Here is a 25,979-nt window from a genome sequence, read left to right as displayed (position 1 = left end):
TATTGATTCTTGGGTGAAAACTTTATTATTCATAAACTAATTACCTCACAAAATAATTCTTAATATATTTTGTGCATATTAAAAAATAATATTATTTTAATATTAAGTCTATGAAGTTTCTTTATTAGAATTTATATATATAAATATTATATCATAATTTTAGCTATATCTAATAATATCAGACAGTATACAATATTTAATAAAAAAGCAACTAAAAAACTTATACAATAAGCCTTAGTTGTTTCAATTAATATATTATAACGCAAAATCTAAATATTCTTCATAACCTAATTCTTTCATTTTATCCATAGGAATAAATTTTAGTGATGCTGAATTAATACAATATCTTAATCCACCTGTTTCTTCAGGTCCATCAGAAAATACGTGTCCTAGGTGAGCATCACCTGTATTACTCCTGACTTCGGTTCGTACCATACCATGACTGCCATCCTTTTTTTCTTTAATAACATCTCTTGATATAGGCTTTGAAAAGGTAGGCCATCCACAACCAGCATTGAACTTATCAGAAGATATAAATAAAGGCTCTCCTGTTGTTACATCTACATAAATTCCTCTTTCATAAAAATTATCATATTCATTATAATATGGTGCTTCTGTAGCATTTTCTTGCGTTACTTTATATTGTTCTTCAGTTAACTCTTTTTTTAATTCTTCCTTTGACTTTTTTCCATATTTTTTATTCATTTTATTACCTCCGATTGATGTGATGAGTTTGCTCCAAAGAAACCACTACCATTTGTTCCTACGTGTTTTATAGATTCAAGGGCCGCTACAGGACCCATTGGTATATCCTGCATTTTTCCTTCTATTGTAGTTACCGTTTTAGTTCCTAATAGAGTTTGTGGTACTCCTTGAGTTACCAAAAAATTCCTATTATTATTTATAAAAGCTAATTATCATGCACTTATTATTTTCTTATTAGTGAACCTTTATCCTTTATTTATATCCTAAACATTTATCTTAACAATATCCTTATATTAATTTTGAGCAAAAAGTAATATTCTCATATTAATTAGAATTGCAAAACAAAAATACCGTAAATTCATTTTTGAATAATACGGTATCTAATTGATTGCTTTAATATTTAATTTTTAAAACCACTTATCTTTCTTAAAAAGTAATAACATTCCAATACCTATAGTTGGAATAAATATCATTCCGAATACTATCCAAAACGCCATTGCATAATCGTGCATTGGAATTCCTTGTACATTCATTGAAAAAAGTCCGCTAACAAGAGTCATAGGCAATATAGCAACTTGAATAATAGTAAAAGTACGCATAAGTCCATTCATTGTATGGTTAGTAAGTGCTGCAAATGTGTTATCAGCAGATTCTATAACTTCTTTATAATTTTCAAGCATATCCCATATTTTCTCTATTTTATCAGTTATATCGTCAAAATATATATCCATGTCTTTAGGAAGATATTTTGTAATTACTTTTTCTAGAGTTATTATAACAGGTCTTAATGGTTTAATTACACTTCTATAGTTTATTATCTGCATCTTAGTTCTTGATATTGCTTCAAGCATTGACTTAGAGCGAGTAGCAAACACTTCCCTATTAATCTCATTAACTTTATTTCCAATTTTATCAATCATAGGAAAACAATAGTCGAATAGTGCCTTAGTTATCTCATAAAGTAATAATGCTGAGCCTTCTTCCATATATTCTTTTCTTGCCTCTTCGCTATTTTGGCATCTTTCTGCTAATTCAACTAAAGGTTTGAGTTCTCCTTCATGAAGGGTAACTAAATAATCTTGACCTATAAATATATCTATTTCTTCAGAATCAAGTCTGAAAAGTTCTTTTCTGTATCTTGGAAGATGAAGTACAATAAAGCTATAATCTTCATAAGAATCTATCTTTGATCTTTGATGTTCAGTCATACAGTCTTCTAAAAGAAGTTCATGAAAATCGTATATATCCTCAAGCATTTTAATTTCCTTATTAGTAGGTCTAATAATATCAATCCATTTAAGACCATTAAATTCAATTATCTTTACTTCTGTATTTATCTTTCTTAGAACAATAGGTTCCTTTTTATCATTTTTGAATGGTAATGCAAACATAATAATACTCCTCCATTTTATAGGGAGGATATAAAATTGGTTACAATGAATAGTACATCTAATCCTCCCTTTTTTAATATTAAATTTTTATAATAGTTCTGGGCGGGATAGGCATCCACTCAAATTCACCACCTTTCGTAATATATATGTTTTTAAGTTTTTATCTCGACTTATAAAGTATAGTCATGTTTATGATACTGTACAAGTTAATTCATATTAAATTTTTTTGTCTTATTTTAGAAACACTCTGAAAATGAAATATAAATATGTAATATTTTTAGTGTGTTTTATACTTTATTATACATTAATTCTTCTATAAAAATTCTTTATATCTGTATATATATTTTGTTCTTAAGTGTTGTTGAAATAATCATATAACATATTAATATCATAGCTAGCCATATAAAATATTTTCCTAACATTGGTGCCATTTCAAGTGTTAATTCCAAATTAGCATATTAAATCATAATTCCTACTATAATTGCCAGTATACTACTTAATAATACTAGAATTGATGCTCTACCTTGAATAAATGGAAGCATTTGAGTTCTTATCATATGAATAATTAAAGTTTGATAACATAAACTTACCAATTGAAGTAGCATCCCATTTTCTTGGAGCTTTAAGATATTCTTCATCTACATTGTCCCATGTGATTTGAATTAGATTATGCCTTAAAAACGACATAAACTGCTAACCTGCGCCTAGTGTCTTCACTATTTTGCGGTATTAACCCATATCCCTATGGTAACCTCACCTACCATGTCTATTTTTATATCTAAGGCATATTCAATAAAATAAAAATCCTCGTTCAGCTAAAACTGAACGAGGACGTAAAAATACACGCTATTAAATAAATAAATAATAGATTATTTATTTATTCCGTTCAAGCTTTAGCTTCATAGGGCAATGAAATTGCGTTAAAATACGCCTTAAACTCGACGCATTCTGCTAACCTTCTCATAGTGTCTCCACTACTCCGCGGCAGCAACCCGTATCCCTATGGTAACCTCACCTACCGATTATTATTCAATTGTTATAATCTCTTTTGTACCATATCAGTATATTCACATGTTGGAAATTTGTCAACAACTTTATTCTCAATTTAGTTTCAATTGTTTCTACTAACTTTGTCTGATACCTTTATCTTTAGATGTAAGTTTTTCCAAATCTAAATAATTAGCATTCATGCGTCATTTTCCAGGAGATGAAGTTGATAATGTAATGGATTCTATAATAATATTTAATTTTTAAAACCACTTATCTTTCTTAAGAAGTAATAACATTCCAATACCTATAGTTGGAATAAATATCATTCCGAATACTATCCAAAATGCCATTGTATAATCGTGCATTGGAATTCCTTGTACATTCATTGAAAAAAGTCCACTAACAAGAGTCATAGGCAATATGGCTACTTGGATAATAGTAAAGGTACGCATAAGTCCATTCATTGTGTGGTTAGTAAGTGCTGCAAATGTATTATCAGCAGACTCTATAACCTCTTTATAGTTTTCAAGCATGTCCCATATTTTTTCTATTCTATCCGTAATATCATCAAAATACAAATCCATATCTTCAGGAAGATATTTTGTTATTACTTTTTCTAAATTTATTATAACAGGTCTTAAAGGTTTAATTACACTTCTATAATTTATTATTTGCATCTTAGTTCTTGATATAGTTTCAAGCATCGATTTAGAACGAATAGCAAAAACCTCTCTATTAATTTCATTAACACTGTTTCCAATTTTATCAAGCATAGGAAAGCAATAATCGAATAAGGTCTTAGTTATCTCATAAAGTAATAGCGCTGAGCCTTCTTCCATGTATTCTTTTCTTGCAGCTTCGCTATACTGGCATCGTTCTGCTAACGCAACTAAAGGTTTAAGTTCTCCTTCATGAAGGGTAACTAAATAATTTTGACCTATAAATATGTCTATTTCTTCAGAGTCTAGTCTCGTAAATTCTTTTTTATATCTTGGAAGATGAAGTACAATGAAACTATAATCATCATAAGAATCTATCTTTGATCTTTGATGTTCAGTCATACAGTCTTCTAAAAGAAGTTCATGAAATTCATACATCTCTTCAAGCATTTTAATTTCCTTATTAGTAGGTCTAATAATATCAATCCATTTAAGGCCATTAAATTCAATTATTTTTATTTCTGTATTTATCTTTCTTAGAACCATAGGTTGCTTTTTATCATTTTTAAATGGTAATACAAACATAATAATCCTCCTCTATTCTATAGAGAGGATATAGAATTAGTTACAATGAGTACTACACCTAATCCTCCCTTTTTTAATATTAAATTTTTACAATAGTCCTGGGCCAGATAGTCATCCACTCAAATTCACCACCTTTCGTAATATATATGTTTTTAAGTTTTTATCTCAACTTATAAGGTATAGCCATGTTTATGACACTGTATTCATGTTAAATTTTTTTCTCTTATTTTAGAAACACTCTGAAAATGAAATATAAATATGCAATATTTTTAGTGTGTTATATTTTATTATACTTTAATTCTTCTATAAAAGTTCTTTATATCTATATTTATATATTTTTTTAAGTGTTGTTGCAATATCAGTTTTCGTTTTATTTTTTATTATACCTGAAGATTATCCTTGATCATATGAATTTTCTTTAGGATATCCATCAGCCCTAAATATAATAAATTTTAAATTATGTATCTTTGTCAAATACCTGTCACAAATTACTGATATAATGTTTAATTGGAATTATTTATATATAGGGAGGAAATAAACTTATGAAAAAGAAACTACTCATTTTTTTAATATTATCAGTACTTGTAGCAGTATTTCTATTTAGTCATTCAATTTTTTATTATAAATTCTTTGATAAAAATCTAACTGTTATAAATAATACTGTATACGCCAGTACACTTCCTGATAGTAATTTTAAAAGTACATATACTCCAAAAATAAAATTTGAAGATAGACCTGTAACAAAAGTTAATAGTATAAGTTTGAATATTCTAAATGAATCTAACATCACTAATGTTCCTATGTTGCTTAAGTCACAAAGATATTATATACCTCTTAGTTTTATTTGTAATAAGCTTAACTATACAATTGATACTTCAAATAGCAAAATTTCATTGTATAACAATGATAATAAAATTTCACTAAGTGAAAATTCTTATACTAAGAATTCTAGGACAGGCTCCTTGCGTGGTAATTTATTAACTAACGGTGGTGATAATTATATTTCCATCTCAGATATAGAAGAACTTTTTAATTTAATTGCTGTTTTTGACTTTAAAAATAACAATATCAGTTTACTTAACAGCAATGTTAAAGCACCTGAAAATTCTTCAGCATCATGCACTGACAATGTTGCATTAATCAGATTAGAGGATTTTGGATGCGGCGGCAACTATGCTGTAGATAAAAATCAAGCAAAAATAAAGTGTATGGCTAATCTGTTTTATTCACAGGGAATGAAGTTTCATGTTAGCTGGATTCCTAGATTTGTATCTCCTGAGGATAATATTGACAATGATTTATTAATAAATGACAATATAGTAAATGCAGGATTTGTTAACCTGGTAGATTATTTGATTAATAAGGGTGGTGAAATAGGTCTTCATGGTTATACTCACCAGCATAGTGATGAAATAAGTGGAAAGGGTGAAGAATTATCGAAAGATGTAAATAACACAGAAGCAGAAACACGTGCTATAATTGAAAAAGGTATTGATACTGCAAGTGTTTTAAATATCCCTATTTCCTATTATGAAAGTCCTCATTATTTTGATACTGAACTTCAGAAGAAAGTTATTGCAGATTATTTCCAATTTATATATGAACCTTTTAATGGCACAGACAATACGAACATATATAATTTTAATGACAGTAACCTATTTGTTCCAACACCTTTAGGATATGTACACAATTCAGACCCTTCGTCTATAATAGACGGATTAAATAATGAAAATCCTGATACACTTCATAGCTTTTATTATCATCCATTTCTTGAATTAAAATATATAGATTTTAATACTAATAACAACAAATTTAATATAACTTATGATGAAAATTCACCCTTACAAAAAATAGTTAAAGCTCTTAAATCTGATGATTATACAACAGTTCATATTGATGAGCTTATAGATAAATAAAGAAAATATTTTATAATAAGTATTTTTGAATTATTTAATACAAAAAGAAGTAGTACAATCATTACTTCTTTTTGTTATTTTATTTATTTCATTTTGATCTAGTTTATATTTTAATCAAATAGCTTGTAACTAGAAATCTTTGTTTCCCATGGGGGACTTCTGAAACACGAAGTGTTGAAATTGCTATTTTCTTTATATGTCAATCATACTAAAAAATATTATTTGATTTTATTCTTCTGATTTTCTAAAACTTACAACAGTTTTTTAGTCTTTGACATTAATTTTCGCCTCCATTCACTAATCCAAGGTCTATCAATTCAGATTTTGCATATGTTTCAAGACCAATAATGATGACAACAGTCAAAATACCTTCGATAATTGCTAGCGGAACCTGTGTCGGTGCAAATACTGCGAGAAACTTGGTTGCAGATCTACGACTTTTAATATTAGCTTTTCCATAATCGTTCCTTTCTATCTTGTAAAACCCTATAGCAAAATTAAAAAAATTATGAATGCTGCAACAGATACATATGGATTGTCCAATACAATACAAAGAATCAGTATCAGAACGGATAAAGATACTTTAAAAGTAGCATTCCAGTGTCTGATTTTGGAAGCATAAGCATAAAAATCAATTGAATACCCTTCTCCGTGTTTATGTCCGATTTTATGGTTATAGTGATGTGTAGCATCCCTATGAGTATAATCACCTCGATGTTTCAATTTGAAGAAAAAGGCAGCCATCAGAAATATAGCACATAAAATAATAACTTTTCCCATCTCACATCTCCTTTCAATTTTTGTCCCATGTTACCATTATGTAAGAATTTATATCTAAAATTTGCTGGTTATCTATGTAGGTTATGCCCCAATAAGTCTCTTTATTTATTATAGTCTACCCTTAATTTTTATATGGTTTTTCTACAAAATAAAAAGCCCTTCTAACTAAAATGTTAAAAAGACATAATAATCAAACATACTGACTTATATAAAATCAGTAAATAAATCCTCATTAAAACGCCCCCTCCATCACTCGTAGAGTTGTCAGTGCAAAATACAGGCAGGTCTTCTGACTTAAGAATCATTATTTAAGTACGCCTTCCCTGTTTCCAAGTGACACACAATGTACTTAAACTCCTCTAATACAGCTACGGGATAGTTCAGGAATCTCACCTGCTTCCCTTTTAATTAATCACTTCTAAATATATAAATTACATACCAATTGATTAAACCCATATTTTATTATTAAATTTTATTTTTTATTCATATTATTCTACTATACCATAATATTATTTACCACGAAAATCAATTTAAATATTTTAATTAAGCTCATGAACTTTATTCTCAATTTGATTTCATATAAATTCAATTTCACTGTTTTCCTTTATATACTAAAAATAAATTAAATCCTCTTCAATTTTATCTACTAATTTATAATTTTTAACAGCTATGAATGGAATCTCCCGTTGTTCCTGCTGTATAAATTTTTTATTAATAACTCCTTCTATTTCAATCCATTCCTTGCCATTAAGTTTAATAGATTCATCACTTTGACATAAAAGTCCTAAGAAAGAAATATCATTTTCGCAACAAGTCATAGCATTTCTACCAAAAGCAAAAATATTTTTGGGATATTTAGGATTTGTGTTTGCAATTCCTTTCATTTTTATACTTTTGCCTTCATATTTTTCTGGTGATTCTATTGCATCTAAATACCATATACCAAAATCATAATCTTCAAATTCAATTACATCAGCATTTATATCAAATGGCAACTCCAATGGTCTATCATCAATCTCACCATTTTCTAATTCAAAAATTATATTTGCTTTTGTATTAACAGCTTTTACACTATTTCTAAATTTCAATTTATCTGTCTTTTCATTGCAACGATTAATTATAATTAAATCAGAATCATTAAATTGTTCTACTAACAACGATTTCATGTTATTCATATATCCCTCAAAAGTAGAGCCATCAATAGGTGTTATAACTTGAGCTATTTCCCATTCTTTTGGGAATTCTAAATTATCTATAATATCATATTCCCACATACCATTGTATTCTATTATAACTTTTGTTGGTTTATATTCTTTATTACATTCTATAAAAAAAGACTCAGTTAGTTCTTCTTTACTATTAATATGTACTAATGTCACATTATTTTCTGTTAAAAGATTATTTTCATATTGTTCTATACCATTTTCACAAACAATTAAAGTGATCTTTTCTCCTTCAGCAAATTCTAGATCATTAAATATTTCTTTAATGAAGGTGGTTTTACCACCCTCTAGAAAACCAGTAATCAAAAAAATTGGTACATGTGCCATGATTTCATTCCTTCTTTCTTTTAATTGTTATCAGTATTAGACATACAGATATCCAAATTCTAAGTTATACTTATACTTTGAATGCATGTTCATAGGCAGAAATAAAGGAACAGAAGCATGCTCCTTATTTCCGTGGGTTATACACTTAAGTATAGTTTTCACCTTGGGTATCTATATGTGAAATAATTGTTCTATTTTATTTCTATTAAGATTTGTACCTATAACACATAATCTTCCAGTGTAATCAGGTACACCAACACGTACTTCATATTCACCTGGAACTAAATCAAAATTAATCCATCCACCGTCTAGGCAAGGTACTATCCCCTTAGCACGCAAAATAACTCCATAATCTGAAGATTCTGCTAAAGCCTTTAGTATATCATTTATTTCTGATTTAGAATACTTTTTAGGTGTTTCAACGCCCCAGCTTGTAAATACTTCATCTGCATGATGATGTTGTTCATGATCATGGTCACAAGAGCATTCGTGGTCATGATGGTGATGTTCATGATCATGGTCACAGCACTTATCATCATGATGATATTGTTCTTGATTGTATCCACAAGAACATTCATGGTCATGATGTTCTTTTTCTTCAGATAAAAGTTCTTTTTCAAGTGAATTTTCATTTTCCATTGCGAAAAGAATTTGTTTACCCTCAATCTCATCCCAATTTGTAGTTATTATGGTGGCTTTGTTGTTATGTTCTCTTATTTGAGATACACATAACTCTAATTTTTCCTCTGAAAGTTTTTGTGAACGACTTAAAATAATAGTATTTGCGCTTTCAATTTGATTATTAAAGAATTCTCCAAAGTTATCCATATACATTTTACATTTTGTAGCATCAACTACTGTAGCTGAGCTGTTAAGTGTAATATAAACCTCGTGCTGTATGTTTTCTACAGCTTTAATTACATCAGATAATTTTCCTACTCCTGATGGTTCTATTATGATACGTTCTGGTGAATACTTAGTTAATGCATCTTTAAGAGCAGTTCCAAAATCACCAACTAAAGAACAACAAATACATCCTGAATTCATTTCAGTAATTTCAACTCCTGAATTGTTTAAAAAACCTCCATCGATTCCTATTTCACCAAATTCATTTTCAATTAACATAAGCTTTTCACCTTCAAAAGCTTCTTGTATTAACTTCTTAATTAATGTAGTTTTTCCTGCTCCAAGGAATCCTGAGTTAACAATTATATTTTGTTATTAGCCTTTAAACTTAAACTCCCTATACACTTTCCAAGTTTCTTCTTTCCATTTAAAAATCGTAACATTATCAAAATAACATTTAAATTCACAAGGATATTGGTGAACATATTCCCATACCTTATGATATAAAGGCCTTAACCTTTTTGACGCTAAAGTTACATGAAATATTTTATCTTTTCCATCTTTCTCTTCAAATTCAATGTAAGGTACTGTGCTCATCATATCAATTAACCTATCATGAACATCTTTAGCTTCTGGAGACATATTTACCTTCATATAAACTACCCTATCATCAAAATGATCATAACCATCTATCATATAAGACTCAGCTTTTACATTCTTACTAAAAGCTTCAAGAACATTATTTAGCTCAGTAATTTCTCCCTTATATTCAAAAGGTGAATTAATAGTAAAATGAGCCGGTAACTTTGATGATTTTGCACTTAACTTTTCTAAAAGCTCTTTTCTTAAATTATTATTAAAATCTCCAGCTTCCCCATTCACCACACAGACTACTACATATCTCATAATTCTTCTCCCTTCTCAAATTAGAGTTTTTACATATTTACATAAATTATTTTAAATGTTCTCTATTGTACAATCCTTTTTTCATTCTTCTATATTATCATCCAAGGATTGTCCTTATTTTTCTCGAATAAGATGCAACTTTTTATTGAATTTTCAACCATATCACTAACTGCTTGGTTTGTATAAAATGCTGTGTGTGGAGTTATAATTACATTGGGAAAAGATTTTAATATTGCCAAATCTTTATTACTTAATATTTCACCTTTTAAATCATTGTAATAAAGACCTGCTTCATGCTCTATTACATCTAAAGCTGCTCCAGCGATTTTCCCATTTTCAATTGCTTCAATAAAGTCATCTATATTAATGAGAGATCCTCTTGCTGTATTTATAACAAAAACTCCATCCTTCATTTTATTCAAAGACTCTTTATTTATCATATGATAATTGTCCTCTGTAGCTGGCATATGCAAGGTTATGATATCACTATTTTTGAATAGATATTCTAAATCAACATATTTACCATAACTTTTAACTTCTTCTTGTTCATATATATCCTGAGCTAATATTTCACATCCAAAGCCTGAAAGATGTTTAATAACAGTCTTTCCTATTCTGCCTGTCCCAATAACTCCAACAGTTAAATTAGGTAATTCTTTTCCTTGAACTCCAATTAAAGAATAATCTTGAGTATTACTACGTTCCATAATAAGCTTCATTTTTCTAGTTGCCATAAGCATCATCATAATTGCATAATCAGCTACACTATTTGGAGAATACGTTGCATTTCCAACATGAACTCCAAGATTTTTAGCCACTTGTAAATCTATATGATCATATCCAATAGTTCTTGTTGATATAAATTTGACTCCTAGTTCATGAAATTTTTCTATTAATTCAGCATTTATAATTGTTGTAATTATACTTATGCAATCAAATCCTTTAGCTAATTCCGCACTTTCCATATTGGGTTCTTTTTCAGTTAATACAATTTCTACACTATATTTTTTGCTAAATTCCTCAAAAAATTCTGTTTCGTCTTTTCTATTACTATAAGCTAAAATTCTCATTTCTATACCTTCTATCTAAAATATTTAATTTATGTTTATTATAATATTCTATAACTCCACCTATGACATTTTAAGTGTCATGGGTGGATTTTCTTTAACTTATCTATTGATATCTCATATTTAAAATTTAGATAATTGTTTCAAATCTTTCTATAATAATAAATTTTTTCTTAAATGTTGTTGTATTATATAGGTGATTTAGCATGATAAAATCAAAAATACTCCATAATTCAATTAAATTATTTTCAATAAGTGTTCCTGTTAATACAAATTTGCTTTTTGCATTAATATTTTTAACACTCTTTGTGCTTTGAGCTATAAAAAAATAGACCTGTCATTTAACTTTGTAACAAGTCTATTTCAATATTTTAATTGTCCGCTGAATAGTTTATATCTTTATTCATATATTCAACGATAATTTGATCCAAGTGTTTACTTACAAGCAATCTTTAATAACTTCTATGCTCCAATTGTCGCCATTATTATTGCCTTAATAGAGTGCATACGATTTTCTGCTTCATCGAATACTACTGATTGCTTTCCTTCGAATACCTCATCAGTAACTTCTATTTCAGTTAATCCAAATTTTTCTCCAACATCTTTACCAACTTTAGTTTTTAAATCGTGATAAGCTGGTAAACAATGCATAAAGATTGCGTCGATATTTGCATTTTCCATAACTGACTTATTTACTTGATATGGATGTAGTAGTTTTAATCTACTTTCCCAAACTTCATCTGGTTCACCCATTGATACCCAAACATCTGTGTAAATTACATCTGCATTCTTAGTGCCTTCTTTAACATCTTCTGTTAATTTAATACTAGCGCCACTAATTTTTGCAATTTCTCTACATTTTGATACTAATTCTTCAGCTGGGAATAATTCTTTTGGCGCACAAGCTGTAAAATTAAGTCCCATTTTTGCACAAGCTACCATTAATGAATTCCCCATATTATTTCTTGCATCACCCATATAAACAAAGTTAATGCCTTTTAATCTTCCAAACTTTTCTTCTATGGTTAAAAGATCTGCAATCATTTGAGTTGGATGGAATTCATCTGTTAATCCATTCCAAACAGGAACTCCTGCATATTTAGCTAATTCTTCAACTATTTCTTGGCTAAAGCCTCTATATTCAATACCATCATACATTCTTCCAAGAACTCTTGCAGTGTCAGCAACGCTTTCCTTTTTACCCATTTGAGAGCCTGCTGCATCTAAATATGTAACTCCAAGACCTAAATCACTTCCAGCTACTTCAAAGGAACACCTTGTTCTTGTTGATGTCTTTTCAAATAATAAAACTATATTCTTACCTCTTAATCTATCATGAGGTACCCCAGTTCTTTTTAATGTTTTTAATTCCTTAGATAAATCTAATAAATATCTAATTTCTTCTGGTGTAAAATCTAATAATTTTAAAAAACTTCTTCCTCTTAAATTTAATGACATCGTTATTCCCCTTTTCATTTATTAATTATTTTTGTTTTATTAGTAATTTAATTATGCAACGTTAAATTATTATTTATCGCTATTTATTTAATTATAACATTATATTTTTATTTTCTAAATATAATGTTATAATTAAACTTTAACAAAATGACTTTCATATGCAATTGGCAGCAACAACTTATATAATTAAAGATGATGTTGAAGCTATATTAGAAATAATTAGTTACTTAGGGCTTGCTCAGTGCAAGCTCTATATATTTTTATTAAGCTAAGTTTTTTTATTTTAATTTTATTGAAACTTGACTAGTTTTTACAATAATTATATAGTTATATAGATATCTAAATTCTTAATTACGCTTATACCTTTATTTTTATGGGGTGTATGGATAGGTGTAATTTTCATTTTAGATTTATATTACATAAATTTAGGGGGCTTTTATAATGAGTTTTATTAATGTACGAAAAATACCATCTCCAGAGGAAATTAAAAATATTACTCCTCTAGCAGATAATCTCCAAAAGATTAAAGCTGAAAGAGATTCAGAAATCAAAGAAATATTTGCTGGAAATAGTGACAAATTCATTGTTATTATCGGGCCTTGCTCAGCAGATGATGAGAATTCAGTTTGTGATTATGTTAGTAGACTAGCAAAGGTAAATGAACAGGTTAAGGATAAACTTTTTATTGTTCCTAGAATTTATACAAATAAGCCTAGAACTACTGGTGAAGGATATAAGGGAATGTTTCATCAACCAGATCCAGAAAAATCACCTAATATCCTTGAGGGATTAATAGCTATTAGAAAGATGTTTATTCGTTCAATAGAAGAATCTCATCTTACTCCAGGTGATGAAATGCTTTATCCTTCAAATTACATGTACTGCGATGATTTATTATCTTATGTAGCTGTTGGGGCAAGAAGTGTTGAAAATCAACAACATAGACTTACAGCTAGTGGAATTGATGTTCCTGTTGGTATGAAAAATCCAACAAGTGGTGATATATCAGTAATGTTCAATTCAATTCAAGCAGCACATGCAAAACATAACTTCTTATATAGACATAATGAAGTGAATACAACTGGTAATCCATATGCGCATGCTATTATGCGTGGATCAGTAAATAAACATGGCAACAATATCCCTAATTATCATTATGAGGATTTAGTAAGAGTTGCTGAAGCTTATGGCGAAACTGATTTCCCATATCCAGCAGTAATTGTTGATGCAAATCATGCTAATTCTATGAAGAAATTTTCAGAGCAACCTCGTATAGTAAAAGAAGTACTTCATAGCAGAGAGTATAATAATGATATTAAAAAGTTAGTTAAGGGTATTATGATTGAAAGCTATATAGAAGAAGGAACACAAAAAATTGATGACCATATTTATGGTAAATCAATTACTGACCCTTGCTTAGGCTGGGAAGCTACTGAAAAGTTACTTTATTACATGGCTGAACAAGTTTAATTCAGTTAACAATTAATAGTTAAATGTAAAGGAAGAAACACCAACCGGCTTTTATAAATACTAAAATACCACGTCAGTATGTATATAACATATTGACTTGGTATTTTTAATTAGCATAATTATTTCGATTGGTTACACCCATAAGTGCATTTTTTAATTTCTGATATCTTCTTTTTGAATATCAATTATTTCTGCATCAGTATTACATTCTATAAAAGTTATAATATGCTCCATTGTAGAATCTGATTGTGCTGAATTAGCACATATTGCTGCTATTCCTATAACTATTGTGTTATGAATATCTTGATTCTCTATTTCTGCTACTGATATGTTAAACTTATTTTTTAATTTTTGAACTATACTTTTTACAACCATTCTTTTTTCCTTTAAAGAATGTACCCATGATGCTCTTAGGGTAACTTCCATAAGTAAAATATTCATATATACCTCACATTCTCTATTGATGAATAAACTAACGTATTATAAAACAAAATAGACTTTATATTACTGATGATTTTTTATTTTTTTAATACCCCTTAGCTATAAATATAACTTAGTTTCAATTCTTCTATCATATTCTGACCAGTTACCAGGTTCTGTTTTATCCTTTATTTGAGAAATCTTGTTCATAGTAGCGTCTATGGAATCAGCATAATTAACTATAAATGATTCCTCCATTTTCATTTCTCTTGGAGAACCATATTCAAGCTTTCCATGATGTTGAACTATGCATCCTTTTATTCTCATAACAAAATCCTCACTGTAAAATGAAGGTTCTTCATTAATAGCTTTATCTATTAGCTCTGTTCCAATAACAATATGCCCTTCCATTTCTCCTCTAAGTGTATATTTAAAAGGACCATCGTAATATAATTCATAAATCTTCCCAATATCATGAAGCTTTGCACCAAGCACGGCACTTTCTATTTTTCTGCAATCATACCTTTCACAAAGCATTATAGTTAAATACATAACATTTAAAGTATGTTCTGCAAGTCCTCCTATATAATTATGATGCATAGATACACCACCTATGCCCCTTTTAAATTTATCTAAAAACTCCTCATCATTGAAGAAATAATCATTTAAAGCTTTGCCCTCTCTTGAAATTATATATTTATTTGTATAAACTTCAATTTCCTCCATAATCTCTTCAATTGGCCTATTTAAGGTTGGAAGATAATCTGAGATCTCATAATCTGAAATAAATTCATATTTTTTAACATCCAGCTTACCATCTTTAATTCCTTCAATCTCCATTACTCTGCCTTCTTTAATATCACCATCTTTACTTGGTATATTAGCCTTTATTTCTCCACTTTTATCTGCTAATATACATACCATTTTTTCGGTATCTTTAAATATTATTTTCATTACCATTAATGATATTTTTATATTCTTTCCACTTTTTATATCACTTAAAAAATTGTCTTTTTTACCCATATATTCCTCCAAATTAATTATTTTCTTGTGTATGTATTAAATCTAATTTCTAAAATATAGTATGTGTAAAAAAATTATTTTTAGTAAACAAAAAAACAGGAGCTACTTGCATAACTCCTGCTTTTTTTGTGATTTATACTATTTGCTTAGTAAACTATGTATTATTCTAGTTGCATCTAGATATTTAGCAATAGACCTACCATGATTTAATCTATTTATGATTCTAGCTAAAAGTTCTGACAAGTCAGCACTCTTAAACCATTCTGTATCTTGTAGGACTTCTGGGATATATGTTAAGTTAGTAGAATATATTCTTGCTATTAAACCTTCTTCATAAGCTTTATTAAATTTTTCAAATCCTTCTGTAAAGAAAGCAAAGGTTGCAGCAACATATACATTCTTAACACCTATTTTCTTTAATTCTTTTGCAATATCAAGAACAGACTCTCCAGATGCTATCATATCATCAACAATTAAAACATCTTTTCCGTAAACCTCTCTTCCCATATATTCATGTTGAACAATAGGATTTTTTCCATCAATAATTGTAGAATGGTCTCTTCTCTTGTAGAATAAACCAACATCAACGCCTAAAGTGCTTGAATAATAAATTGCTCTATCCATAGCTCCAGTATCAGGACTTATTACAAGTAACTTTTCCTTATCTAATTCTAAGGATTTTTCATTCGATACAATTGCTTTTACAATATCATAAGTTGGATAGATATTTTCAAAAGATAACAAAGGAATCGCATTTTGAATATTAGGGTCGTGAACATCAAAAGTAATAATTTCATCAACGCCTAATCTTTCAAGTTCTTGAAGTGCTAGTGCACAGTCTAAAGATTCTCTACCCTTACGTCTATGTTGCCTTGATTCATATAAAAGAGGCATTATTACAGTTATTCTTGCTGCCTTACCTCTTATTGCTGCAACAGTTCTCTTTATATCTTGAAAATGTTCATCAGGACCTTTGTGATTTTCAATTCCAAACATTTTGTATGTACAGCTATAATTTCCAACATCACATAAAATGTAAATATCTTTTCCTCTAACAGTTTCAGAAATCTTAACCTTTCCTTCTCCATTTGAAAATCTTATTTCATCAATTGGTATTAAGAATGATGCAGTACAATTTCTGTTGTTTTGAATATACTTGTCTATAGAATTACCTAATTCTGCACAGCTTTCTAATGCTATTATTCCAAGTTCATGATTTAATTCACTCATTTGTTTTCCCCTTTTTCAATTATTTTATCACATGTCTATTGGTTATAACACTTCCACTTTAGATGGTGATGTTAGAACTGAACGACTCTAGATAAGCTCCCCCTTGAGGGTACAAGTTAAACTAAGCTCAGCCGGAGTATAAAGTGATTCTTAATTTCAGATAGAGTTCTCTTAATAATAATACAATTTTCCACCTGAAGCTTAGAAGAACTTATCCAGGAGCGTGCAGCCGTTATCTCCAACTTAAGCAGAGAACCTAAATCTATGATTTAGTGTGAATCGCTTACTCCTCAAATTTTAGGAAGAGGAGTTTCTATATATAGGAGTGTTACGGATGATAGCTATCGGATAAAACTCCGCCTAAAAAGTTTTACAAAAAAACTCAAACAATTAAATTATACATTAAAATTATAAATATATAAATATATTATTTCAAATTTAAAAAAAATTTCATAATAATATTATAATTCTATTGAGGTATATCTTTTCATTTTTTTGCAACTTTACTTTATAAAGTGATTTTTAGTTTTAGTGAGAATTTTCTTAATATGAATACAATTCTCCACCTGATAATTCATTGGGTAGATGAGTCAATCTATCTTCCATTTCTACTAATTGTGAAAGCTCTCTAGCTTTATTTATTCTCGTTTTTCTATCTAATCCATAATAAAGCATTGGTAGCTACACATTGTGTAATTAACTCACCCTCCTTATTTGATCAATATAAAAATCATATACCTACATTCTCAAAAGTATCTCATTTATCTCTTCACTTACCTTCATTCTTTCCTGATAAACCCATTTTACATCCATTTTTAAATTGAATATTTTAGAAAATGAGTAATACATATTTATCTTTTGATAATAAATTTCTAAATCATCTAAATTGCCATTATAGCACTGTGGAATAAATAATTCATTTTGTTTATTAACAAATAACTCATCTACATAATCTAAAAATGTATTCATTAATTCATCTCTTGTCACATCAAAAGGAACTTTTAATAAATCCCACTGTATTTCTTCATTAAGTTTATATTTTCTTATTTTATCTAAAATCACAATATATTCACTAATATCCATTTTTGTATAGTAATCTAATTTTTCTTCACGAGTGCTCCAAAGGGCAAGCTTTTCATTTAAAGGTAAGCTTCTAATTTTAAGTATTGCCTCTGACGGTCCAATAACAGCTTCTCTTATAATTTGATCTTTAGCTTCTAGTTTAGATTTAATTATATCTGCATTTCCGCCTACACTTGCAATATATCCAGTGTTATAAATACCAATTCTTCCTGCACGTCCTCCAACCTGTTTAATTTCTTGTGAAGTTAATTCTCGTACTTCTTCTCCATCAAATTTTCTTATACTCATAAAAATAATTCTTCTAATTGGTAAATTAACTCCCATTCCGATTGCATCAGTAGTTACTAGTATCTTTGTCTCTTTATTTACAAATTGCTCATATTGCATTTTCCTAACTTCTGGTGGTAAATCTCCATATATTATACTTGCTTTAATACCTTTACTAGAATAATCTTGCGCTATCTCTAGTACTCTCTTTTTAGAAAATACTACAATAGCATCTCCTTCTTTAGTATCATTATAACTAAAGTTTTTATATTCAACTTCTAATGGGATATCTCTTTTATATTCTTTTATTTCATATTCATCTTTACAGTCACTTATTATTGTCTCTAATATAAATTTTGCATTAGCTGCTCCACATATATGTATTTCATCACATTGAAGACCGAGTACTGCTTTGCTCCAGGCCATTCCACGAAATGGATCTCTAATCATTTGAATTTCGTCAATTACAGCTATATCATAATGCTCTTTTAAGTTAACTTTTTCTATAGTGCATGAAGTATGAGTAGCTCCCACATTTATTATTTCTTCTTCCCCAGTTGAAAGATCACAGATTACGCCCTCTTTATTAAGCTTTTCAAAATTTTCTAAAGCAAGAATTCTAAGTGGTGATAAATACACGCCCTTCTTTGCAGTTTTAAGCCTTTCGATTGCGTTATAAGTTTTACCAGTATTGGTATCACCTAAATGTATATAGAACTTTCTCTTCATATGTCTAGCTTTAAGATATTCATCCTTTGGATTACTTGGAAAGTTCTCTTCAAATTCTTTTGCAATTAATTTAGGTATATGTTGTTTTGTAAGTATTGTCATTATTCCTTGATTTAAATAATTATTGTAATTTCCACGTACGACTTCATAAAAATCAAATTCAGTATCATTTTTCTTATTATAATCATCAAGCATTCTCTTTGAGACATTTTCTAATATCTCTTCATATCTCTCGCATACCTCATTAAAATCTTTTAGACTTTGATCTTCCAAGTCTTTAAGCTTTTTAAGTTTCTTTCTTATTGAGCTTTCATGTTCTATAAGTGCCCCTGGCTTTGAATGTTCAACTATTTCTTCTATTTGATTTATTTGACTTTTGTATTTTTTAAAATCTCTTTGTGCTGCATTATTTTTCATTTATTCCACTCCATATACTAAACGTCTATTTTTTACTTATGATCTTCATATTTCCTTACATATTTAATCTTTTAATCATTATTCCATCAATACTTATTTTATATAAATTACATGAAAATTATACCATACTCTTATTTTACTAAACAAAAATTCTCTACATCATTATGTAATATATAATAAATTAAATTCATATATTAAATAATCAATAAATTTTGCATTTATCGAAAAATTAGTGTCAATGATATAAAGGTGGTGTTATTTATGGAAGTTATGTACTTAAAATATATACATGGAATAAGACATTCTATCATAAAGGAAGGTGAAAACATCTTAATAAATGATTCAAATATAATACCTTTTGAACCTGCAAAAAAAGTAGAAGTAAATAAATCACTTCCTCCTTTTAATACTAACGAAAGTAATATTACCTCTACATACAATGATAAAGTCAATGAAGAAATTACCAATTTTTTCTTTGATGCTATACACAAAAATTATTTATCAAGTAGGGAAAAATAATCTGAGAGGTTCTTAAACACGCAATTTAGGAACCTCTCAGACTATTTTAGTTTAATCATAATATGATTCTTAATTTTTAAAATCAAATGAAACTTAATTCAGTTGGGGGTTGGGTCCACATCTGAATTTTGGTTGAACCTATAAATCTCAAGGTATTAATATCCATTAGCTAACTGTCACTTATCCAAACCTAAAGAGATGGTGTATCAGTAGCAGTTAGTTATCGAATAAAATTTTTTCTAGTATAGTGAATATTAATTATAAATTCTCTGTAACCCTGATGTTTCCTATAAATAGTTATATAGTTATATATTTATATAGTTTTCTTTTTACATATTTATATATTTATATTGTAAAATATATAAATTTAAAAGTATTTTTCTTCTTAAAAATATTTAGTTTAAAAAAAGATTAAATATATTTTGGTGGACTTAATTGTTGATATAGTCATTTTACTATAGTTTCATTCTTCGCATAAGTACTCTTATAATTTACTAACATCTCAAAGTTGTGGAGAACTTTTTAAAATAGAATATAATACCCTTAAGCAATATTAATACGGAGTATACTTAAATTGAATAATGAACAATATTTCAGACCTTCACCTATGCCCTCATTAAATAATAGAAATTTTGATTTTGAGTTTTTTGATAAGTATTCAAATGAAAACTACAATAAAATTATTTTACCTGACTTACTGTTTAATTCTCCTGAAGATACACTAATAAATTATTTTAGTATATTAAGAGAGGCTGAGAATATATCAAAAGGAGGCTGTGGTAGCATTGGAAATGCTAAAATGCCCTACCCCATCTCATACAATTTTTTTACTTCAGAATATAAAAATAAGATAGATTACAGTTCCTATTTTAATTTATTCAAAGATATAGGACACATAAACCTAATAAAACTTAACAATGTAACTTATGAAAATATTTCAAACGGAACTTATAGGTACTTTATTGAATTAGAAACAATAGAACCATCTGTTAATGGTAATACAAGTTTTTCATATTATTACGGATATGCATATATACAAAATGAAAATGGAAATTATAAAATTTCTGATATAGACTTAAGAAATGAAGATTTTTTATGTGCAGCTTATCACGGATGGAATCATAATGCGGAGCTTTATGTGGATGGCGTTTATGGAAATTGGTGCAAACTTATAAAAAAGAGATATCCAACTGTGCAACGTTGGTATATTAAAAATATTTATGTAGCTGGTAATGATGCACAGGACTATAGATTTGAATTCTTTCAACTTACAAACGGCACTGACACAGAAATTCAGCAGTTTGTTAAAGACAAAAATAATGAATGGAAACCAATAAAAATAGATGTAAATAAATGCATATAAAGGTGTAAAGCTCAGATGTCAATCCATCTGCGCTTTATCTACTTTTGTCTGTTTTTAAGATTAAACTAACCTATAGTCACAATCATCAGGGGAGTTCGTTACTCTCGTAACTTTTAGGGACTCCTCACCTGGATTCTTGTTCTATGCCCTCAAATAAGCCATACCCTCTTACAACTGACCTTTATTTATTTTCCTTAATTTCATTGAGAATTAAATTATTGTGAAAAGTTCTTAGATAATCTACTGCGTATATTACTTTTTTTCTATTGCGCATACCTTTTCAATATCTCAACAATAATATTTGTGCAAATCTCCATGCCTTCTACTGTGATATGTTCAAATTCTCCATGATATGCAAATCCACCTGTTCCAAGGTTAGGACAAGGTAATCCCATATAGCTTAAAGTTGCGCCATCTGTACCTCCACGAATTGGTTCAATAACAGGTGTAACATTTAAAGCTTTCATAACTTCTGTTGCATTATCTATAAGATGGAAGCAAGGTTTTATATGTTCTACCATATTTTTATATTGATCTCTTATTGTAGCTTTTACTGTACCTGCTCCATATTTTTCATTTATAAGCTTTTCTGCAAGTTGTATCATTGATTTTTTTACTTCAAGTTTTCCACTATTATGATCACGTAAAATATATTCCATAGTTGCATTATCTGTATTTCCACTAAGCTTTTCTAAATAATAAAATCCTTCATAATCTTCTGTATATTCTGGTTTTTCAGCTGCTGGTAACATTGAATTAAATTCAATGGCTACATTTAAAGCATTTATCATTATGTTCTTTGCAGAGCCTGGGTGAACTGATACACCACTAATTTCTATTTTTGCTGCTGCTGCATTGAAGTTTTCATAAGAAATTTCACCTTCAATGCCACCATCAATTGTATAGGCAAAATCTGCGCCCAAACTTTTCACATCAAAAAAATGTGCTCCAAGTCCTACTTCTTCATCTGGAGTAAATCCCACACATATTTTCCCATGAGGAATCTTTTCATTTATTATGAATTCACATGCTGTAAGTATTTCAGCAATACCAGCCTTATCATCAGCACCAAGTAGTGAAGTTCCATCAGTTGTAATAAGAGTTCTACCCTTTAAGGTTTTTAAGTGAGGAAATCTCTCTGCAGATAAAATGCTATTGTTTCCTTTTAAAACAACATCTCCTCCATCATAATTTTCAATTATCTGTGGTTTTACATTATCTCCATTAGCTGCTGGTGCAGTATCCATATGAGCTATTAGTCCTATACTTGGCTTATCTTCATATCCCTTAGTTGCAGGAATATAACCATAAACATAGCAATTATCATCCATTCTAACATCTTGAATTCCAAGCTGCTTCATTTCTTCTACAAGTATATTGGCTAAATCAAATTGTCTTATAGTTGTTGGGTGTGTATCAGAATTTTCATCTGATGTAGTGTGTACCTTAACATATTTTAATAAACGTTCATAAGCTTTCATTATTTTTCTCTCCTTCTAATTACATATAATCTTTATAAATGAAATCTCATTTAATAAAAGTTATTTTTATTTTTATTATTATATTTAAATTTATGCACATGAAAAAATTAATTCAATAGCTGAACATCCATCTACATAATTATCTGCCATTACCAAATAAATTTTACACATATCAATTATATGCTCTGTTAACTCTTGAAAGTATCCTAAAATTGACCTTTTTAAGAAAATAGAATTTATATTGTTAAACTCCTTCATAGCACCTCTAAGAAGAGAAAGTGTATCTTTAGATACATAAAACTTCTTTTCTAGTCTTTCCTTTTTATACTTATAATATAGTGACATTTTTATTTTTCCCTCCTTAATAACTTTTTATCCTCTTTTATAAAGAATCTAACCATTCATTATTTCTTAAATATTTATTTACATACAATCTAAAATCAATTTCTCTATTATAATCAATAATCATCTTATCCTTACTATCTATATAACATCTAGCTAAAGATTAATTTTTATCAATTACTACGTCACTTCTACATTAGTAATTTTTTTAGAATTGCACAAAAAAAATACCACAAATTCATTTCTGAATAATATGATATTCTAATACATCATTATTCAATTTTTAAAAAAATCTCGCTGCACTCTATGTTCTACCCAGTACTTCTTAGCAATTTAACAATTGATATGAATAAAAAAACTTTAGCTAAAAGCACTGGATAAAATAAAGTGTTGTACTTCTAAGAAATTTTAATTTCATTTCCTACTTTAAATTTATCTATTTCTCATAGCTTTACAAATTCTATGTTATCCTTTGATAATTTAGCTATTCTTGCTAATGAATAAACATCATAGCCTTTATCCTTTAGCATTTGTGGACCTTTTTGAAATGATTTTTCTATTACAATGCCTATTCCCGCAACAGTTGCTCCAGCTTCTTCTACTAAACGTGCTGCCCCAAATGCTGCTTCTCCATTTGCTAAAAAGTCATCTATAATTAATATATTATCATCTTTATTTATGTATTTTTTAGATAATGTTAATTCATAATTTAGATCTTTTGTATATGAGTGTACTGTTGTTTGATAAACATCGTCATTTAAAATTTTTGAGCCTTGCTTTTTTAATGTAACCATAGGTAATTTCATTTGCATTGCTGTCATTACAGTTGGTGCAATGCCTGAACTTTCAATTGTAAATATCTTTGTAACCTTATGATTTTCAAAATAATTTTTAAAATATGTACCAATTTCATACATTAATTCTGGATCAACTTGATGATTTAAAAACGAATCAACTTTTAATACATTTTCTGATAAAGCCTTACCTTCTTCTAATATACGCTTATGTAAACTTTCCATAACTACTCCACTCCACTCTTTTCTTCTTTTAAGATTAAGTTTAATATTAATGCTACAATAGTTCCAGTTGAAATACCTGATGAGAAAATCATTTTTAATCCCTCTGGAAATTGACTTATAAACTCAGGACGAAATGTAATTCCAACTCCAAGCCCTATGGATGTTGCTATTATTAATAAATTACGATTATTTAATTCAACTTTACTTAAAGTTTTAATACCTGATGCTGCAACTGTTCCAAACATAACTATTCCAACACCACCTAATACTGGTTGCGGCATTATGTTTATTAAGGCTGCAAATTTAGGAAGAAATCCTAAAATAACTAATATTATACCTGCCATCATAGCAACATATTTACTTGCTACTTTTGTTAAAGGAATTAATCCTACGTTTTGGCTAAAAGATGTATTTGGAAAAGTTCCAAGAACACCAGCAATCATACTACCAATACCATCTGATAATACTCCAGCTCCAATTCTTTTATCATCCATTTCAACTTTTGAGACTTCTCCAATAGCTTTTAGGCAACCCACCGTGCTAATTGTAGCAACAAAGTAAGCTGGAATAAATGGAAGGACTAATTTTAGATCAAAATTCACTCCATGTGAAAATATCTTAGGGAATGATAAAAATTTTGCTTCATTAACTGGTGAAAAGTCAACCATTCCCAAAAGCATACAAATAACATATCCAATTGCCATTCCAATCAATATTGAAGCACTACTTACTAAACCTTTCCCATATCTGTTTAAAAGTAAAGTAACAACCATTACAAACATTGCTATTAAAATATTAATTAAGTTTCCATAATTAGGTGAACCACTTCCACCAGCTGCCCAATCCATTGATACAGGTAGTAAAGTTAATCCTATCAAGGTTATTACTGTGCCTGTAACAAGTGGTGGAAATAATTTCATTATTGGTCTTATTATAAAGCTTAAAAATATTCCTACAAATGATCCAAGTATTGTAGCGCCTATAATTCCTGGCAATCCATAAACACTTCCAATAGCTATTGAAGGTGCTACAAATGTAAAATCTGTTCCCATTATACATGCAACTCTTGCTCCAACTGGACCAATTCCCCTTGATTGAATAAATGTTGCTATTCCAGCTGACAGTATTGTTGCACTCATAAGTGCTGTTGATGTAACCGCATCAAATCCAAGTGCACTTGCAATTACTAATGGAACAACTATAATTCCTCCAAAAGCAGCAAATATATGCTGAAATCCTAATAAAATTTGTGTTGATAAGTTTGGTCTTTCATCAATTCCGTAAAGAAGTTCTCCTTCATCTTTAATAGTAGAATCGAAATTTCCACCAAAGTTTTTTTTGTTGTTTAATACCATCCTTTATCAGTCTCCTAAACAAAAATTTACTCATACATAGACAACATAAATTGCAGATACTTATCCAAGAAAAGTTTTCCTAAACAAAATACAACACCTCAAAATTAAATGAGGTGTTGTATTTGTAGATAAATATATTAAAAATAATACTTAACATTAAAACACTACCTCGTAGTCTACTAATTTACGGATAGCAGGTAGAAACTTTCCAACCATAACATCGGAAATATACGAGTCTTTTGTATGAACCATTCAAAATTATATCACATGTATAATTCTTATACAAACAATTAATTGGTAATTCATTTATTTGTTACCTTTATATCTTACTTATTTATCTAAAACCAGAAATAAGAGGATATGATTTTGTAAAATCGTAAGTAACTTGAACAAATGCATGTACCTTAT

Annotated in this window: 23 protein-coding genes, 3 pseudogenes and 3 riboswitches; of the genes and pseudogenes, 4 read left to right on the top strand and 22 right to left on the bottom strand. The window is 28.7% G+C overall.

Annotated features, from left to right (window positions below; genetic code table 11):
• Nucleotides 1-255 precede the first annotated feature (255 nt).
• From msrB to LLF98_RS05400, 5 genes and pseudogenes are all read right to left on the bottom strand, one after another.
• Nucleotides 256-705, bottom strand: a complete 450-nt coding sequence (msrB, locus tag LLF98_RS05420; RefSeq protein WP_291701625.1) for a peptide-methionine (R)-S-oxide reductase MsrB — start codon at nt 703-705, stop codon at nt 256-258.
• Nucleotides 706-722: 17 nt separating this feature from the next.
• Nucleotides 723-887: pseudogene (locus tag LLF98_RS05415) on the bottom strand (potassium-transporting ATPase subunit KdpA); the annotation flags it as partial.
• 225 nt (nt 888-1,112) lie between these two features.
• Nucleotides 1,113-2,096 carry a magnesium transporter CorA family protein gene (locus LLF98_RS05410; protein WP_291701623.1) on the bottom strand — a complete coding sequence of 328 codons (984 nt, stop codon included), beginning with the start codon at nt 2,094-2,096 and terminating at the stop codon, nt 1,113-1,115.
• A gap of 458 nt (nt 2,097-2,554) precedes the next feature.
• The gene (locus tag LLF98_RS05405; protein WP_291701621.1) at nt 2,555-2,734 is read right to left on the bottom strand and encodes a hypothetical protein; all 180 of its coding nucleotides are present in this window, start codon (nt 2,732-2,734) and stop codon (nt 2,555-2,557) included.
• A gap of 235 nt (nt 2,735-2,969) precedes the next feature.
• A riboswitch (M-box (ykoK) riboswitch) is annotated at nt 2,970-3,126 on the bottom strand.
• Nucleotides 3,127-3,346: 220 nt separating this feature from the next.
• Nucleotides 3,347-4,330 (bottom strand): magnesium transporter CorA family protein, encoded by a 984-nt coding sequence (locus tag LLF98_RS05400; protein WP_291701619.1) that lies wholly within the window; start codon nt 4,328-4,330, stop codon nt 3,347-3,349.
• 542 nt (nt 4,331-4,872) lie between these two features.
• Here LLF98_RS05400 and LLF98_RS05395 point away from each other — a divergent pair.
• Nucleotides 4,873-6,246: a DUF2334 domain-containing protein gene (locus LLF98_RS05395; protein WP_291701617.1), complete on the top strand. Its 1,374-nt coding sequence runs from the start codon at nt 4,873-4,875 to the stop codon at nt 6,244-6,246.
• A 277-nt stretch (nt 6,247-6,523) separates the two neighbouring features.
• Here the strand turns inward: LLF98_RS05395 and LLF98_RS05390 are convergent.
• From LLF98_RS05390 to argF, 8 genes and pseudogenes are all read right to left on the bottom strand, one after another.
• Nucleotides 6,524-6,676, bottom strand: a pseudogene (locus LLF98_RS05390) (cobalamin biosynthesis protein CbiM); the annotation flags it as partial.
• A gap of 86 nt (nt 6,677-6,762) precedes the next feature.
• A pseudogene (locus tag LLF98_RS05385) lies at nt 6,763-6,990 on the bottom strand (cobalt ECF transporter T component CbiQ); the annotation flags it as partial.
• Nucleotides 6,991-7,287: 297 nt separating this feature from the next.
• Nucleotides 7,288-7,497, bottom strand: a riboswitch (cobalamin riboswitch).
• Nucleotides 7,498-7,637: 140 nt separating this feature from the next.
• The gene (locus LLF98_RS05380; RefSeq protein WP_291701615.1) at nt 7,638-8,576 is read right to left on the bottom strand and encodes a GTP-binding protein; all 939 of its coding nucleotides are present in this window, start codon (nt 8,574-8,576) and stop codon (nt 7,638-7,640) included.
• Between the two features lie 171 nt (nt 8,577-8,747).
• Nucleotides 8,748-9,788 (bottom strand): GTP-binding protein, encoded by a 1,041-nt coding sequence (locus LLF98_RS05375; RefSeq protein ID WP_291701628.1) that lies wholly within the window; start codon nt 9,786-9,788, stop codon nt 8,748-8,750.
• A 9-nt stretch (nt 9,789-9,797) separates the two neighbouring features.
• Nucleotides 9,798-10,328 (bottom strand): 2'-5' RNA ligase family protein, encoded by a 531-nt coding sequence (locus LLF98_RS05370; protein WP_291701614.1) that lies wholly within the window; start codon nt 10,326-10,328, stop codon nt 9,798-9,800.
• An 89-nt stretch (nt 10,329-10,417) separates the two neighbouring features.
• Complete coding sequence (locus tag LLF98_RS05365) at nt 10,418-11,398, bottom strand: D-isomer specific 2-hydroxyacid dehydrogenase family protein (RefSeq protein WP_291701612.1); 981 nt, start codon at nt 11,396-11,398, stop codon at nt 10,418-10,420.
• Nucleotides 11,399-11,525: 127 nt separating this feature from the next.
• The gene (locus LLF98_RS05360; protein ID WP_291701627.1) at nt 11,526-11,717 is read right to left on the bottom strand and encodes an SNF2-related protein; all 192 of its coding nucleotides are present in this window, start codon (nt 11,715-11,717) and stop codon (nt 11,526-11,528) included.
• Nucleotides 11,718-11,857: 140 nt separating this feature from the next.
• Nucleotides 11,858-12,853 carry an ornithine carbamoyltransferase gene (gene argF, locus LLF98_RS05355; RefSeq protein WP_291701610.1) on the bottom strand — a complete coding sequence of 332 codons (996 nt, stop codon included), beginning with the start codon at nt 12,851-12,853 and terminating at the stop codon, nt 11,858-11,860.
• Nucleotides 12,854-13,294: 441 nt separating this feature from the next.
• On the opposite strand from argF, the gene LLF98_RS05350 reads away from it, so the two are divergent.
• Complete coding sequence (locus LLF98_RS05350; RefSeq protein ID WP_291701608.1) at nt 13,295-14,323, top strand: 3-deoxy-7-phosphoheptulonate synthase; 1,029 nt, start codon at nt 13,295-13,297, stop codon at nt 14,321-14,323.
• A 153-nt stretch (nt 14,324-14,476) separates the two neighbouring features.
• Here LLF98_RS05350 and LLF98_RS05345 read toward each other — a convergent pair whose 3' ends face one another.
• The 5 genes from LLF98_RS05345 to LLF98_RS05325 form a co-directional block, all read right to left on the bottom strand.
• The gene (locus LLF98_RS05345; RefSeq protein WP_291701606.1) at nt 14,477-14,764 is read right to left on the bottom strand and encodes a DUF503 domain-containing protein; all 288 of its coding nucleotides are present in this window, start codon (nt 14,762-14,764) and stop codon (nt 14,477-14,479) included.
• Nucleotides 14,765-14,863: 99 nt separating this feature from the next.
• Nucleotides 14,864-15,766 carry a 3'-5' exoribonuclease YhaM family protein gene (locus LLF98_RS05340; RefSeq protein WP_291701605.1) on the bottom strand — a complete coding sequence of 301 codons (903 nt, stop codon included), beginning with the start codon at nt 15,764-15,766 and terminating at the stop codon, nt 14,864-14,866.
• Nucleotides 15,767-15,904: 138 nt separating this feature from the next.
• Entirely contained in the window at nt 15,905-16,996 is a 1,092-nt protein-coding gene (locus LLF98_RS05335) for a ribose-phosphate pyrophosphokinase (protein WP_291701603.1), read from the bottom strand.
• A 543-nt stretch (nt 16,997-17,539) separates the two neighbouring features.
• Nucleotides 17,540-17,671 (bottom strand): hypothetical protein, encoded by a 132-nt coding sequence (locus LLF98_RS05330; RefSeq protein WP_291701601.1) that lies wholly within the window; start codon nt 17,669-17,671, stop codon nt 17,540-17,542.
• Between the two features lie 63 nt (nt 17,672-17,734).
• Nucleotides 17,735-19,492: a helicase-related protein gene (locus LLF98_RS05325; RefSeq protein WP_291701599.1), complete on the bottom strand. Its 1,758-nt coding sequence runs from the start codon at nt 19,490-19,492 to the stop codon at nt 17,735-17,737.
• A 261-nt stretch (nt 19,493-19,753) separates the two neighbouring features.
• Between LLF98_RS05325 and LLF98_RS05320 the strand changes: the two genes are divergently transcribed.
• Both LLF98_RS05320 and LLF98_RS05315 read left to right on the top strand, forming a co-directional pair.
• Entirely contained in the window at nt 19,754-20,011 is a 258-nt protein-coding gene (locus tag LLF98_RS05320; RefSeq protein WP_291701597.1) for a hypothetical protein, read from the top strand.
• Nucleotides 20,012-20,585: 574 nt separating this feature from the next.
• Nucleotides 20,586-21,374: a hypothetical protein gene (locus LLF98_RS05315; protein WP_291701595.1), complete on the top strand. Its 789-nt coding sequence runs from the start codon at nt 20,586-20,588 to the stop codon at nt 21,372-21,374.
• A gap of 263 nt (nt 21,375-21,637) precedes the next feature.
• Here the strand turns inward: LLF98_RS05315 and pepT are convergent, their stop codons facing one another.
• The 4 genes from pepT to LLF98_RS05295 form a co-directional block, all read right to left on the bottom strand.
• Complete coding sequence (gene pepT, locus LLF98_RS05310) at nt 21,638-22,855, bottom strand: peptidase T (protein ID WP_291701593.1); 1,218 nt, start codon at nt 22,853-22,855, stop codon at nt 21,638-21,640.
• 90 nt (nt 22,856-22,945) lie between these two features.
• Nucleotides 22,946-23,200, bottom strand: a complete 255-nt coding sequence (locus LLF98_RS05305; RefSeq protein ID WP_291701591.1) for a hypothetical protein — start codon at nt 23,198-23,200, stop codon at nt 22,946-22,948.
• 440 nt (nt 23,201-23,640) lie between these two features.
• Nucleotides 23,641-24,216, bottom strand: coding sequence for a xanthine phosphoribosyltransferase (locus tag LLF98_RS05300; RefSeq protein ID WP_291701589.1), 576 nt, complete (start codon nt 24,214-24,216; stop codon nt 23,641-23,643).
• A gap of 2 nt (nt 24,217-24,218) precedes the next feature.
• Nucleotides 24,219-25,571 (bottom strand): nucleobase:cation symporter-2 family protein, encoded by a 1,353-nt coding sequence (locus LLF98_RS05295; RefSeq protein WP_291701587.1) that lies wholly within the window; start codon nt 25,569-25,571, stop codon nt 24,219-24,221.
• Nucleotides 25,572-25,723: 152 nt separating this feature from the next.
• Nucleotides 25,724-25,825: riboswitch (purine riboswitch) on the bottom strand.
• Nucleotides 25,826-25,979: the final 154 nt, after the last annotated feature.

This window comes from Clostridium sp., from assembly GCF_021372645.1.
Classification (GTDB): domain Bacteria; phylum Bacillota; class Clostridia; order Clostridiales; family Clostridiaceae; genus Clostridium.
The sequence above is the reverse complement of the archived record's forward strand: the minus strand, read 5'-3'. Positions and strand labels throughout refer to the sequence as shown.